The organism is Pseudomonas umsongensis, from assembly GCF_002236105.1.
In the GTDB taxonomy this organism is placed as follows: Bacteria; Pseudomonadota; Gammaproteobacteria; order Pseudomonadales; family Pseudomonadaceae; genus Aquipseudomonas; species Aquipseudomonas umsongensis.
Map to the genome: position 1 here is coordinate 616285 of NZ_NIWU01000003.1, position 13495 is coordinate 629779.

At 61.2% G+C, this 13495-nt stretch carries 11 protein-coding genes; 1 reads left to right on the forward strand and 10 read right to left on the reverse strand.

Features of this window, described 5'->3' with window-relative positions; all coding sequences use genetic code 11:
- Positions 1-12 precede the first annotated feature (12 nt).
- The 10 genes from PSUM_RS19470 to PSUM_RS19515 form a co-directional block, all read right to left on the reverse strand.
- A complete protein-coding gene (locus PSUM_RS19470) occupies positions 13-1839 on the reverse strand; it encodes a S9 family peptidase (protein ID WP_083349827.1) in 1827 nt (608 codons plus the stop codon).
- Positions 1805-2977, reverse strand: a complete 1173-nt coding sequence (pqqE, locus tag PSUM_RS19475; RefSeq protein WP_020796020.1) for a pyrroloquinoline quinone biosynthesis protein PqqE — start codon at positions 2975-2977, stop codon at positions 1805-1807. The genes PSUM_RS19470 and pqqE overlap by 35 nt, the downstream gene beginning before the upstream one ends.
- A complete protein-coding gene (gene pqqD, locus PSUM_RS19480) occupies positions 2949-3224 on the reverse strand; it encodes a pyrroloquinoline quinone biosynthesis peptide chaperone PqqD (RefSeq protein WP_020796019.1) in 276 nt (91 codons plus the stop codon). Before pqqD ends, pqqE begins: the two co-directional genes overlap by 29 nt.
- Complete coding sequence (gene pqqC / locus PSUM_RS19485; RefSeq protein WP_033043061.1) at positions 3221-3973, reverse strand: pyrroloquinoline-quinone synthase PqqC; 753 nt, start codon at positions 3971-3973, stop codon at positions 3221-3223. The genes pqqD and pqqC overlap by 4 nt, the downstream gene beginning before the upstream one ends.
- Positions 3974-4099: 126 nt before the next feature.
- On the reverse strand, positions 4100-5011 hold the full coding sequence (gene pqqB, locus PSUM_RS19490; RefSeq protein WP_020798846.1) for a pyrroloquinoline quinone biosynthesis protein PqqB: 912 nt from the start codon (positions 5009-5011) through the stop codon (positions 4100-4102).
- 83 nt (positions 5012-5094) lie between these two features.
- On the reverse strand, positions 5095-5169 hold the full coding sequence (gene pqqA / locus PSUM_RS19495) for a pyrroloquinoline quinone precursor peptide PqqA (RefSeq protein WP_003444522.1): 75 nt from the start codon (positions 5167-5169) through the stop codon (positions 5095-5097).
- Positions 5170-5327: 158 nt separating this feature from the next.
- Positions 5328-7757 carry a pyrroloquinoline quinone biosynthesis protein PqqF gene (gene pqqF / locus PSUM_RS19500; protein ID WP_083349826.1) on the reverse strand — a complete coding sequence of 810 codons (2430 nt, stop codon included), beginning with the start codon at positions 7755-7757 and terminating at the stop codon, positions 5328-5330.
- Between the two features lie 48 nt (positions 7758-7805).
- Positions 7806-8600 (reverse strand): carbon-nitrogen hydrolase family protein, encoded by a 795-nt coding sequence (locus PSUM_RS19505; RefSeq protein ID WP_083349825.1) that lies wholly within the window; start codon positions 8598-8600, stop codon positions 7806-7808.
- 12 nt (positions 8601-8612) lie between these two features.
- Positions 8613-10295 carry a flavin monoamine oxidase family protein gene (locus PSUM_RS19510; protein WP_020798843.1) on the reverse strand — a complete coding sequence of 561 codons (1683 nt, stop codon included), beginning with the start codon at positions 10293-10295 and terminating at the stop codon, positions 8613-8615.
- 183 nt (positions 10296-10478) lie between these two features.
- Entirely contained in the window at positions 10479-10940 is a 462-nt protein-coding gene (locus PSUM_RS19515; protein WP_008061529.1) for an Lrp/AsnC family transcriptional regulator, read from the reverse strand.
- A gap of 185 nt (positions 10941-11125) precedes the next feature.
- On the opposite strand from PSUM_RS19515, the gene PSUM_RS19520 reads away from it, so the two are divergent.
- Positions 11126-13480: a glucose/quinate/shikimate family membrane-bound PQQ-dependent dehydrogenase gene (locus PSUM_RS19520; RefSeq protein WP_020798841.1), complete on the forward strand. Its 2355-nt coding sequence runs from the start codon at positions 11126-11128 to the stop codon at positions 13478-13480.
- The last annotated feature ends 15 nt before the right edge of the window (positions 13481-13495 follow it).

A 13495-nucleotide genomic window follows, 5' to 3' on the forward strand; every position in this document is an offset into this window, starting at 1 on the left:
TGTGTGGCGCTCTCAATTTGTGAGCGCCATCACCCGCCGATAGAACAACCATTCCTGCTCGAGCGCATGCGCCTGGTTACCGGCTTTGCGAAAACCGTGACGTTCGTCCGCGTAGTAATGGGCTTCGACCAGGATACCGTTGTTCTGCAGGGCCTCGACCATGTCGCGGGTTTGCTGAGGTACTACCACGGCATCCAGCTCACCTTGAAAGAAGATCACCGGCACGCGAATGTTGCTGGCATGCAATAACGGCGTGCGTGCGGCGTAGCGTTCGGCATCCTGTTGTGGGTCACCGATCAGCCAGTCCAGGTAGTCACCCTCGAATTTGTGCGTCGCCCGTCCCAGCGCCACAGGGTCGCTGACCCCATAAAGACTGGCACCGGCACGAAACACCTGGTGGAACGCCAACGCGCACAGCGCCGTATAGCCTCCGGCGCTGCCACCGCGAATGAAAGCTCGCTGGCCATCGATCAAGCCACGTTCGGCGAGATGGCTGACCACCGCGCAAGCGTCTTCGACATCGACTTCGCCCCAGCGCAAATGCAGGGCCTGGCGATAGTCCCGGCCGTATCCGCTGCTGCCGCGATAGTTGAGATCGGCCACGGCAAAACCTCGTTGCGCCCAGTACTGGATGCGCGGATCGAGCATCGGGTAGCACGCCGAGGTTGGGCCGCCATGGATGAACACCACCAATGGCGGCTTGGCGTCGCCGTTCATTGCAGGGTAGAAGAAACCGTAGGCTTCACCCGAACCGCTTGGGTAGTGCAGCGTTTGCGGGCGACTGATCTGCTCAGCGGGCAGCGGTGCAATACCGCCGGCGAGGACTTTCACTTGGTGGGTCTGGCGATCGATGGCGATCACCGCCGCTGAGCTGACGGGGGACGCAGCAATGCAGTAGATGAAATGATCATCCACGGCAAGATGGCGGAAGCGGCTGTAATCGCCGGTAAAGTCTTTGCACGAATTACCGCAAAGCCCCAATCGGCCAAAACCGCCTTCCGTCCAGCTGGCCAGATAAGTACCTTCGCTTAGCGGTAACCAGGTACAACCACCCAGTTGCCAGGGTGCCGGGCCGTGGTCGGCGGCGGTGCTGGGCAATGGTGTCAGGCCATCGGCCGATTCCATCCAGGGCTGCCAGAAACCACCGCGATCGGTCAGGCAGAACAAGCGACTGTCAGCATCGAAACGAGGTTGTTGCAGCGATTCCTGCGCCTGGTCGCCGGCCACGCAGCAAGGGGCAGCGAAGCCGCCATCGGCCTGGCGTCGGGCGACCATCAAACGGGTCGCGGTCCAGGGTTGATCCGGGCGACTCCACTCAATCCAGGCCAGTCGTTGCGCATCGGGACTCAAGGTCGGTGCGGCGTAAAAGTCCGCGCCTTCGGCCAACAAATGCCGCGCGCCATCCACCAGGTCGATCGCCACCAGGCGGTGTACATTGCGGTTTTCCTCTACCGCCAGTACCTGGCCATTGGCGAACTGCAGATCACCATATCGACACACACCTGAGGTCAGCACCTCTTGCGTCTCGCCTTGCAGTGATTGGCGATAAAGCTGCTGATCCGCCTCATTGACGAACACCACGCCGTCGTCGGTCAGGCAAAACGCGCCACCGCCATATTCATACACTCGACTGCGCACACTGAACGGGGGTGGCGTCAGGCAACTGGCCACACCATCACGCCAGTGCCAGATCCGACACGCGGCATCCTCCGGGCGGTATTCGTTCCAGAACAAACCATGGGCGCCGACCTGCAGCTCGGCAAAATCGATGCCGGCCGCGACGGCGTTGGCGGCGCTGAAGGGTTCAGCTTTTGGCGATGAGGCGTGAGTTTCGTTCATTGCGAAAGGCCAGTTGTTCAATGGTCTGGGTCGCGTGCTCGGCCTCTTCGCGGGCCTTGAGGATCACGCCGTGATGAGGCGACTTGCTGCACACCGGGTCGGCGTTGCGCGCATCCCCCGTGAGCATGAAGGCCTGGCAGCGACAGCCGCCGAAGTCCTTTTCTTTCTCGTCGCAGGAGCGGCATGGCTCCGGCATCCAGTCGTAACCGCGAAAGCGGTTGAAGCCGAACGAGTCGTACCAGATGTGCTGCATGCTGTGCTCGCGCACGTTGGGAAACTGCACCGGCAGCTGTCGGGCGCCATGACAGGGCAGGGCGGTGCCGTCCGGTGTGACCGTCAGGAAGATACTGCCCCAGCCGTTCATGCAGGCTTTCGGGCGTTCTTCGTAGTAGTCCGGGGTGACGAAAATCAACTTGCAGGGATGCCCTTCGGCTTCCAGTTTGGCGCGGTATTCGTTGGTGATGCGCTCCGCACGAACAAGCTGTTCCCGGGTCGGCAGCAGCCCCGCCCGGTTGAGTTGCGCCCAGCCGTAGAACTGGCAGGTGGCGAGTTCGACGAAGTCGGCCTCCAGGGCAATGCACAGCTCGATGATGCGGTCGATCTTGTCGATGTTGTGCCGATGGGTGACGAAGTTCAGCACCATCGGGTAGCCATGGGCTTTCACGGCTCGGGCCATTTCCAGCTTTTGCGCGAAGGCTTTTTTCGAGCCCGCCAGCAGGTTGTTCACCTGCTCGTCGCTGGCCTGGAAACTGATCTGGATGTGATCGAGACCGGCCTTTTTGAAATCGCTGATTTTCTGCTCGGTCAGGCCGATGCCGGAGGTGATCAGGTTGGTGTAGAACCCCAGCTGGCGCGCTTCGCCAATCAGCTCGGCGAGGTCCTGGCGCACCAACGGCTCACCACCGGAAAAGCCCAACTGCGCCGCGCCCATCTCGCGGGCCTCGCGGAACACCTTGATCCACTGCTCGGTACTCAACTCCTGGCCTTGTTCGGCAAAATCCAGCGGATTGGAGCAGTACGGGCATTGCAGCGGGCAGCGATAAGTCAGCTCGGCCAGCAACCAAAGGGGCAGGCCGATCTCGGGCTTGGGCGGCACTTGCCTGGATGAATCAGGCAAGTTCGATCCAGTGCTGTGCACGGGCAACCTCCATGAATTGCTCGATGTCATCACCGAGCTCGGGCACGCCGGGGAACTGCTGGTCGAGCTCATTGATGATCGCCGCGACATTGCGCTCGCCATCGATCAAGCCGCCGATCAGCGCCGCGCTTTCATTGAGTTTAATCATGCCTTCCGGGTACAGCAGCACGTGGCCTTTCTGTGCCGGTTCGTACTGGAAACGGTAGCCAGGACGCCAGGTCGGGGTCTTGCTGCGATCGAAACTCATAGGGGGATTCCTTTGTGCCAGACCCGTTCACTCGTCACCGTATGGTAGGGCGGGCGGTTCAACTCATAGGCCATGCTCATGGCATCGAGCATGCTCCAAAGAATGTCCAGTTTGAACTGGAGAATTTCCAGCATGCGTTCCTGGCCTTCCCGGGTCGTGTAGTGCTCGAGGGTGATGGCCAGGCCGTGCTCGACATCGCGCCGCGCCTGGCCCAGGCGCGTGCGGAAATACGCGTAGCCGGTGGGGTCGATCCACGGGTAGTGCTGCGGCCAGCTGTCCAGGCGCGATTGGTGGATCTGCGGGGCGAACAGCTCGGTCAGCGAGCTGCTGGCCGCTTCCTGCCAACGGGCGCGGCGAGCGAAGTTGACGTAGGCGTCGACAGCAAAACGCACGCCGGGCAGCACCAGTTCCTGGGAGCGCAATTGGTCCGGGTCGAGACCGACGGCCTGGCCCAGGCGCAGCCAGGCTTCGATACCGCCGTCTTCGCCGGGGGCGCCGTCATGGTCGAGCAGGCGTTGAATCCATTCGCGACGGACCTCGCGGTCCGGGCAATTGGCCAGGATGGCCGCGTCCTTCAGGGGGATGTTCACCTGATAGTAAAAGCGGTTGGCGACCCAGCCCTGGATCTGCTCGCGGGTGGCCCGGCCTTCGTACATCGCCACGTGGTAGGGGTGGTGGATGTGGTAGTAGGCGCCCTTGGCGCGCAGGGCGGCTTCGAATTCGGCGGGGGACATGGGGGTGTCGGTCATTGCGGTTCTCCAACGAACAGCCGTAGAAATGAGGCGTTATTACCGGCCTCTTCGCGAGCAGGCTCGCTCCCACAGTAGATCGCCTTCCCCCTGTGGGAGCGAGCCTGCTCGCGAAGGGGCCCTCCGTTACAGCACAATACTCATGCCGTCATACGCCACTTCAACCTGGCGCCGTTCCAGCTCCGCCCGCTGCGGCGAATCTTCGTCGAGAATCGGGTTTGTGTTGTTGATGTGGATAAGCACCTTGCGCTGTTTGGGCAGTTGCTCCAGCACTTCAAGCATGCCGCCAGGCCCATTCTGCGCCAGGTGGCCCATCTCCCGGCCGGTGCGGGTGCCGACACCACGGCGCTGCATTTCGTCGTCGTCCCACAGCGTGCCGTCCACCAACAGGCAGTCGCTGGCAGCCATGATTTCCAGCAGTGGCGCATCGACCTTGCCCAGCCCCGGCGCATAGAACAGCTTGCCACCGGTATTGAGGTCTTCGACGATCAGGCCGATATTGTCGCCTGGATGCGGGTCGAAGCGATGCGGCGAGTAGGGCGGCGCGGCGCTGCGCAGTGGCAGCGGGGTGAAGCGCAGGTTCGGGCAGGCCGGGATGCTGAAGCTCTGGTCGAGTTCGATGCGGTTCCAGCTCAGGCCGCCGTTCCAGTGGGTCAGCATGTTGAATAGCGGGAATCCGGTACTCAAGTCCTCATGGACCATGTCGGTGCACCAGACCTGGTGCGGGCAACCTTCGCGCAACATGAGCAGGCCGGTGGTGTGGTCGATCTGGCTGTCCATCAGGATGATCGCGCTGATCCCGGTATCGCGCAGTGCGCGCCCCGGTTGCATGGGCGCGAAGCTCTGGAGCTGGGCACGGATGTCCGGGGAGGTGTTGCACAGCACCCAATTCACGCCGTTATCGGAAATCGCGATGGACGATTGGGTGCGTGCCTTGGCCCGCAGGCTGCCATTGCGAAAACCTGCGCAGTTTTCGCAATTGCAGTTCCACTGAGGAAAACCGCCGCCGGCGGCGGAACCTAGGATCTGGACGAACATGGATGCTCCATCATTTCAACGCTGAAAATAAAACGCCTCGGGATAAACCGAGGCGTTGAACTACATTTCTGCCAGGGCAGAGATCAGCGGCTGGCGAAGTACATGGTGACTTCAAAGCCGATACGCAGGTCGGTGTAAGCTGGTTTGGTCCAGGCCATCAGTTGAACTCCTTCAGGTAAGGTTGGACAGCGCTATCTATATGTATAGTCCACCTCCGGTTAGAGATGTTCCAAATAGTTAGGCTGCTATGTTACTCAAAATTTCACAGGGATTGCCCATGAAACTTTGAAAAAGCTCCTTACAGTCTAGGCAATGATCATTTTATCGCTTGCCAAGGTGCGCCGGGTGCAGGGGTGTTCGCCAGGCAGCGCCAGCCACCGTCGGCCTGGATCAATCGCTCAACTGCGGCCAGTAGTGCGGCGCGATCGGTCAGGAGAATGGCCTGGGGCAACTGCATCAGATAATCCGACGGGCGGCCCGCCAGTTTGCCCTGCCAGAGCATTTCCGCGGCCTGGATTGTCGTCAGGGCGGCGCTGGAAAACTGATCTGCCAGGGCTTGGCGTTGGGCGATGAAGGCATTCTCGTCGAGTGCCTGCACCAACGCCGGCAATGCGCTGAGGAATTGTTCGATGTGCTGCACGAGCTCTGCAGCGACAACGTTCGGCGATTGCACTCCTAACAGCATCCCGGTCTGCCCGTGGATCTGGCGCAGGGCACTGAACACTGCGTAGCCCAACTGCAACTCTACCCGCAGGCGCTGATAGAAGGGCGTCTGACAGAGATGGGCGAGCAGACGCCAGGCGGCTTCGTCGGCCAGTTCCTGGGTGGCGGTCGGACAGAACAGCAACAGTGCGTGTTCGCTGGACTCGGTCTCTATAGTGCTCCACAAGTGCTGCGCATGAATGGACGGTGTGGGTGCCTGTTGCGTCTCCGCAGTACCCGGCACGCGGCTCAACACCAGCCCCATGGCCGTTTGAGTCTGGGTAGAAAAACCGCTCGCCAGGCCTGTCCAGCGAGCACTCGCCCACAGTTGCGCCAGGTTGTCCGATTCGGGCGTAAGCTCAAGGCAGTGATCGGGCAGCACCTTGAGTAGCTGTCGAATCGGCATCAACGCGGGGCGGGCTGGTGATAGCTGTGATAATGCTGCCTCAGGTTGGGTCAGCAGGCCTAACGCGTGTTCGAGGATGCTGGGCATCGGTGCTTGCAGGCCGGTCATTTTCAACAGCCATTGATTGCCCGATGCACCGAAGGAAAAGTCCACGCCGGCCTGACCTGCGTCTTCGCGCAACGCTTGCAGGTTGTCTTCCAGACGCGATTGAAGGCTGGCGCCGGGGGCCGCCTCAAGGCACCAGCGCAGATACACCGCGCCTTGCGCGGTGTTATCCGGCAGCGCCTGGCTGAATTGCATTGGCGAACGTTCGCGGCGGCTACGTGAGCGGTCTTGGGCAAAGGTACGCAGGCCCCGGTGGGCGCTGGTTTGTCCGCGAATCAAGCCGGCATTGGGTGCTGCTGCTTCGCTTTGCAGGAACGGATTGGGCGCGGGCAGTTGCCACGGGCCGGTGAAGTTATCCACAGCACCGATTATTTCCAGGATCGCCTTGAGGGCGGTCACTCCGACTTCGGATAACCCTGTCTCGCGCTCTTCGCTGTCCTGTCGGGCCAGTTGCAAGGCACTGCTGACACCTTGCTGGCGCTTGCGCAACGCCGCATATTCCTCGCGTAACCCGCGCCAATCCTGTCGGGCGAAAAAGCCCAGCCAGTCCTGCAATTGCTCGCCAATCCCGGTCGCCGGTGCATTGGCAGGCAGCGTGAACTCAATGTGCAACAGGGCTTGTCCAGCGAACTGATACAAGGAGCGTGCCTTGAGATTTTCGGCCCGGCCCTGTTTGCGCAGTTCGGCCAACAGCCCACCAGGTTTCGCGCAATTCAGCCAATGGCACAGAAAGTCCAGTGCTTCGGGCGATGAGTCGGGTAATGCATCAAGGGCAAACAGCAGGTCCAGCCGGTGCTCGCCGGTCTGTTGATAACGGTTGTCTGCCCCAGCCATCAGCGGTGTAGGCGCTTGTTGCGCAACCTTCTCGCCCTTGGCAATGACGTTGCCGAATGCTTCGGCCAGCAGCCTCAACTCATCAAGGCTCTGGGGGCCGACAAGGCTCAAGGTCATTTGTCCGGTCTGGTAATAACGCTGGTAATAATCCTGCAGGGCCTGCTGGAATTCAGGTTGCGGCACCGCCAGGCTGTCGCGGTTGCCGGCATGAAAACCGCGCAACGGATGCGCGTCGCTAAGCCCGTCCAGCAGGGCCAGTTGCTGTTGCGCCGCGGCATCTTGCGACCAGGCGATGAATTCCGCGTGGAGCACTTCCCGTTCCCGGTGCTGGTCGTCCAGGTCCATCCGGGGATGGGCGAGCATGTCTGCCAGCCGCTCAAGACCCTCGGCAAACGCCTGGGTAGGCAGCTCGAAAAAGTAATCGGTGGTGCGCTCGCAGGTTTGCGCATTCACTTGGCCGCCATGGCGCTGGACGAAAGCCATCAGCCCTCGATCGGCGGCAAAGCGCTCGGTGCCGAGAAACATCAGGTGTTCAAGAAAGTGCGCCAGTCCAGGCCAGGCCAACGGCACATCATGGCTGCCGGCGGCAACTCGCAACGCCCCCGCGCAGCGCTTCAAATCCGGGGCATGACGCAGCGTCACCCGCAAGCCGTTGGCCAGGGTTTCAGTGTGGGGGCGAGGGTGATTCAGCGCAGGCATGAGCACTTCCAGAACAGAGAAGTGCCAATGCTAGCGGATAACGGTGGCTCAGCGCTTGTTCAGCGCGCCGTAAAGCTCGGGGCGGCGATCGTTCAGGTAGCGATTGGCGGCGCGCGAGTCGAGCATCAACTGACGATCCAGCTCCCCGACAATCAGTGCTTCATCGAGTCCCGCCTGGGCGATGCGGCTGCCGTCCGGTGCGGCGACGCTGCTTTGGCCGCAGTACTGGATATCGCCTTCGTGCCCGCAATAGTTGGCATAAGCCACGTAGCACTGATTTTCGTAGGCCCGGGCACGTACGGTGACATCAGCGATGAAGTCGAACGGGGTCATGTTGGCGGTCGGTACCAGGATCAGCTCGGCGCCAGCCAGGGCCAGGCGCCGGGTATTTTCCGGAAACTCGAGGTCGTAGCAGATCAGGAACCCGAGCTTCCAGCCGTTGAGTTCCACGATCGGGAAGTCGTCCGTGCCGGCGCTGAACATCGATCGGTCGAGGTCACCGAACAGGTGCGTCTTGCGGTAATTGCACAGACGCTCGCCATTGGCGTCGATCAATTGCACGGCGTTGTAGATCTGTCCGTCCCCGGTGCGTTCGGGATAGCCATACAAGATGGCGATCCCGGTGGCCTTGGCAATGCGCGCAATCTGTTGCGCCGATTCACCGTTGTACACTTCCGCCAACACACTGACGGCATCGACGCCGATGTTGTAGCCGGTCAGGAACATCTCCGGCAATACCAGCAAGTCGGCGCCCTTTGCTTCCAGTGCCAGCTGATGCAGGCGCTGAAGGTTGCCGGCGACATCCAGGGGCAACGGTGGACATTGGTAAAGGGCTACGCGCATTTCGGACTCCTCTTACTCGGGCAGGGCGATCGGACCGATCTCGTTGAACACATCTCCTGGACCCGGATTCTCGGCGTGAGTTGCACCGCCGAAGTGTTTCATGATGCCCCACACCGCATTGAGCGAGGTCTGCACTGCACCTTCAACCCAGGCCGGCGTCCATGAAACGTCGTCGCCGGCGATGAAAATTCCGCGCTGTTCGGCCGGCATGTCGTCCTGCATGAAGTGCGCGTACATGCGCTGGTTGTAGCGATAGTGGCCGGGCAGGGCGCCCTTGAAGGCACCGAGGAAGTGCGGGTCGGCTTCCCAGGACACGGTGATCGGATCGCCGATGATTCGCGCGGCGATGTCCACTTTCGGGTAGATCTTCTTCAGAGCATCCAACGCCAGTTTGACGCGTTTTTCCACCGGGTGAGGGAGCATTTTCAAGGCGTCGCTCATCCACGAATACGACAGGCATATCACCCCGGGCTTGTCGTCGCCGTTATCGAACAGGTAGGTGCCGCGGGTCAGGCGATCGGTGAGGGTCATGCTCATCAGGTCGCGTCCGGTTTCCGGGTCTTTATCCTTCCAGAACGGGCGGTCGACCATCACGAAGGTTTTCGACGACTGCATATAGCGGGTGCGGTCCAAGGCCATCCACATCTTCTGCGAAAACAGGGTTTCATCGCATTCGATTTGGGTGGTCAAAAGCCAGCTCTGGCAGGTGGTCAGCACCGCCGCGTATTCGCGGGTATCGCCGTTGTTGTCGGTGACCGCAAAGCGGCCGTCCGGCGCGTGGGCGATTTTCTTCACGCCGGAACGTGGCGCACCGCTGTGCAATGACTTGAGGCTGGTGCCCTGCGGCCAGTGCACGCAGCGCTCCGGGACATGGCGCCAGATGCCCTGTGGCACTTGTTCCACACCACCGACCACCAGATGCTGGTGATCGTCGCAGTTGGTCATCACCACGCGGAAGATTTCCAGCATCGAGTTGGGGAAGTCAGAGTCCCAGCCACCGGTACCGAAACCAACCTGGCCGAACACTTCGCGGTGATGGAACGACAGTTTGGCGAAGGCTTTGGAGGTGGCAACGAAATCGTAGAAAGTGCGGTCGTCCCACAGTGGCACGAGGGTGTTCCACAGCTCCTTGAGTCGCGGGACGTCGCGGTCGCGGATGGCCTGCTGGATATCGGAGAACTGCGAGCCCGCTTCCAGGGCGTCGGCCCAGGCGTCGGCGACTTCCTGGAACAGGGCAGGAAGATCCGCCAGTTTCTGTGCGTAATGGGTCTTGCCTTCCAGATCGATGACAGTACTGCCTGAGGCTGGTGTCAGCGGGTTGGGGAAGGGTTTGGTTTCAAGGTTCAGCTTGTCGACGTAGTGATAGAACGCAGTGGATGACACTGGAAAACGCATGCCGCCCAGTTCCGCGACGATGCCGTCGGTGCCATTGAACGCTTGGGAGCGCAGGCGGCCACCCAGCTTCGAGGCCTCATAGACCACCGGCTTGAGACCGAGCTTCATCAGTTCGTACGCGGCTACCAGCCCGGCAATACCGGCACCGACGATCGCCACTTCGGCACCGTGATGGTGTTCGGGAATGCTGCCCAGGCCAGCCGGGTGTTCGATCCAGTCGTCAAAGGCGAAAGGAAAGTCCGGACCGAAAATGGTGACTGGTTTTTTACCGTCTGCAGGATGGCGATTGTTCTTGTTCATGGCTGACCTTGCTGTCGACCCGACGCGGAGTGCGCATCTGAGTATAGGAAAAGATGCCAGCCATTCTAGAGAGCGTAGAACACGTTAATAAGACGCAAAGTGTCGTCGTTTTGCCAGATTACTGATCAATATGACGATAGCTCTGTGCATACTGTCCACCGCTGCTCCCACATTGGATAGTTTTCAAACCGGCTGCCCCCGATCGATCTTGCTGCTCAAGATGATCGACGTTGTTGTCTTCTCCACCCCATCGACACTGCCAATCTGATCCAGCAGTTGGTCCAGCTGCTCTGGCGAATCGCTGCGCAACCAAGCGACATAATCAAATTCGCCACTTACCGCACACAGCTGCTGCACCTGGCCCATCGCACTCAAGCGCCGCAACACTTCCTTGCCGGAGCGAGGCTGTACGGTAATCCCCACATACGCCTGCAACCCACCATCCACCACGCGCTGGCCAAGCCGTACGCCATAACCGGTAATGACCTTGGCCTTTTCCAGCCGAGCCAGGCGCGAGGTGACGGTGGTCCGGGCGATGCCCAATTGCCGGGCGAGCATGGCCACGCTCTCGCGGGCGTTGATCTGCAGGGCGGCAATCAGCTGACGGTCGATTTCGTCGAGAACGGGCGGGCGAGTGTCAGGCAAGGGCGGTCTCCAGCGGCATGGAATCAATGTCCAGGCATGTTACAGGCACATCCCGCGCAGCGCTCGCGACGGATATCTGGACTAGCCTCAATACCGTTCATGACATTTGTGCCTGCGACAAATTGCCATAAGTAACTAGGTAGTACATTATTCCGCCCTTGTCACAAATGGGGAAAAAATCCGACATGAATAATTCTGGGGCTGCCGGCGGCAGCAAATGGCTGCTGACGGGGCTGGGTGTCCTGATTGCACTGATCGGACTCGGTTTGGCTGGTGGCGGCGGGTATCTGATCACCCTCGGTGGCAGCTGGTATTTCCTGCTGATGGGCCTGGCGATGCTGGTCTCGGGGCTGATGATTGCCCGGCGTAGACCGCTGGGGGCGTGGCTTTATGGTCTGGCGCTGATCCTCACGGCCGTTTGGGCCGTGTGGGATGCCGGTCTCGAATATTGGCCATTGGTCTCGCGCGTGCTGACCTTTGCCGTCATCGGCCTGGTCGTCGCATTGATTTATCCGGCGCTGGTGCGCGCTTCCGGCGCAACCGCAGGTCGAGGCGCCTATGGCCTGGCCGGGCTGCTGGGTGTCGGTGTCGTCGCGACGCTGGCCTACATGTTCGTACCGACCCCGGTGGTCAAGGCCACCACTGAACCGGCCGTCACGCCGGTGGTACCAGGTACCGAACAGAAAGACTGGGCGCACTGGGGCAATACCACCGCCGGCAACCGCTTCGCCGCGCTGGACCAGATCAACAAAGGCAACATCGACAAATTGCAGGTGGCCTGGACCTTCCGCACCGGCGATATCCCGCAAAGCACCGGCGCCGGTGCCGAAGATCAGAACACCCCGTTGCAGATCGGTGACACGGTCTACACCTGCACCGCGTACGGCAAGGTTTTCGCCCTGGACGCCGACACTGGCGCCCAGCGCTGGAAGTTCGACCCGCAAGGCACCGCGCCCAACTGGCAGCGTTGCCGTGGCCTGGGTTACTTCGATGCTGGCGCTGCGCCTGTAGCCGAGCAGCCAAGCGCTTGTACGAAACGTCTGTTCCTGCCGACCGGCGATGCTCGCCTGATCGCCATCAATGCCGAAACCGGCAAGCCGTGCGAAGAGTTCGGCAACCAGGGCACCGTCGACCTGACCACCGACATGGGTGAAGTCAAACCGGGTTACTACCAGCAGACCTCGACCCCGTTGGTCGCAGGGGAGGTGGTGATCGTCGGTGGCCGTGTCGCCGATAATTACTCCACTGGCGAGCCGCCAGGTGTGGTCCGTGCCTACGACGTGCGCAGCGGCGAGTTGGTGTGGGCGTGGGATCCGGGAAACCCGAACACCACCAAACGCCCACCGGCCGGCGAGACCTACACCCGGGGTACGCCGAACGTCTGGTCGGCGATGTCCTACGACGCCAAGCTCGGTCTTGTCTACCTGCCCACCGGCAACGCGACACCGGATTTCTTCGGCGGCCAGCGGACCGACATGGACAACAAATGGAACTCGTCCATCGTTGCCCTCGATGTGAAAACCGGTCAGGTGCGCTGGCACTTCCAGACCACCCACAACGATCTGTGGGACTTCGACCTGCCTGCACAGCCGCTGTTGTATGACGTGCCGGACGACAAGGGCGGCACCCAGCCGGCCTTGGCGCAAGTGACCAAGCAGGGGGAGATTTTCCTGCTCAACCGCGAAACCGGCGTGCCAATAGCGCGGGTCGAAGAGCGTCCAGTGCCGCAGGGCAATGTGCCTGGCGAACGCTACTCGCCGACCCAGCCGTTCTCGGTGGACATGCCGTCAATCGGCAACAAGACCCTGACCGAGTCCGACATGTGGGGAGCCACTCCGTTTGACCAGTTGATGTGCCGCATCCAGTTCAAAGGCATGCGTCATGAAGGCGTCTACACCCCGCCAGGCATGGATCGCGCCCTGCAATTCCCGGGCTCGCTGGGCGGGATGAACTGGGGCAGCGTCTCGGTCGACCCGAACACGAACTACATGTTCGTCAACGACATGCGCCTGGGCCTGGCCAACTACATGATCCCGCGCGACAAGATCAAAGCCGGGGCCAGTGGCATCGAAATGGGCGTGGTACCCCAGGAAGGCACGCCGTTCGGCGCCATGCGTGAGCGTTTCCTTTCGGCGGTCGGTATTCCGTGCCAGAAACCACCGTTCGGCACCATGTCCGCCATCGACCTCAAGACCCACAAACTGATGTGGCAGGTACCGGTCGGCACCGTACAGGACACCGGCCCACTGGGCATCCGCATGCACCTGCCGATCCCGATCGGCATGCCGACCCTGGGCGCCTCGCTCGCCACCCAGTCGGGCCTGCTGTTCTTCGCCGGCACCCAGGACTTCTACCTGCGCGCCTTCGATACCGGCAACGGCAAGGAAATCTGGAAGGCGCGGTTGCCGGTGGGAAGCCAGTCCGGTCCGATGACCTATGTCTCGCCGAAAACGGGCAAGCAGTACATCCTGCTCACCGTTGGCGGTGCACGTCAGTCGCCGGACCGTGGTGATTATGTGATTGCCTACGCATTGCCATAGATAACGTGTCCATTC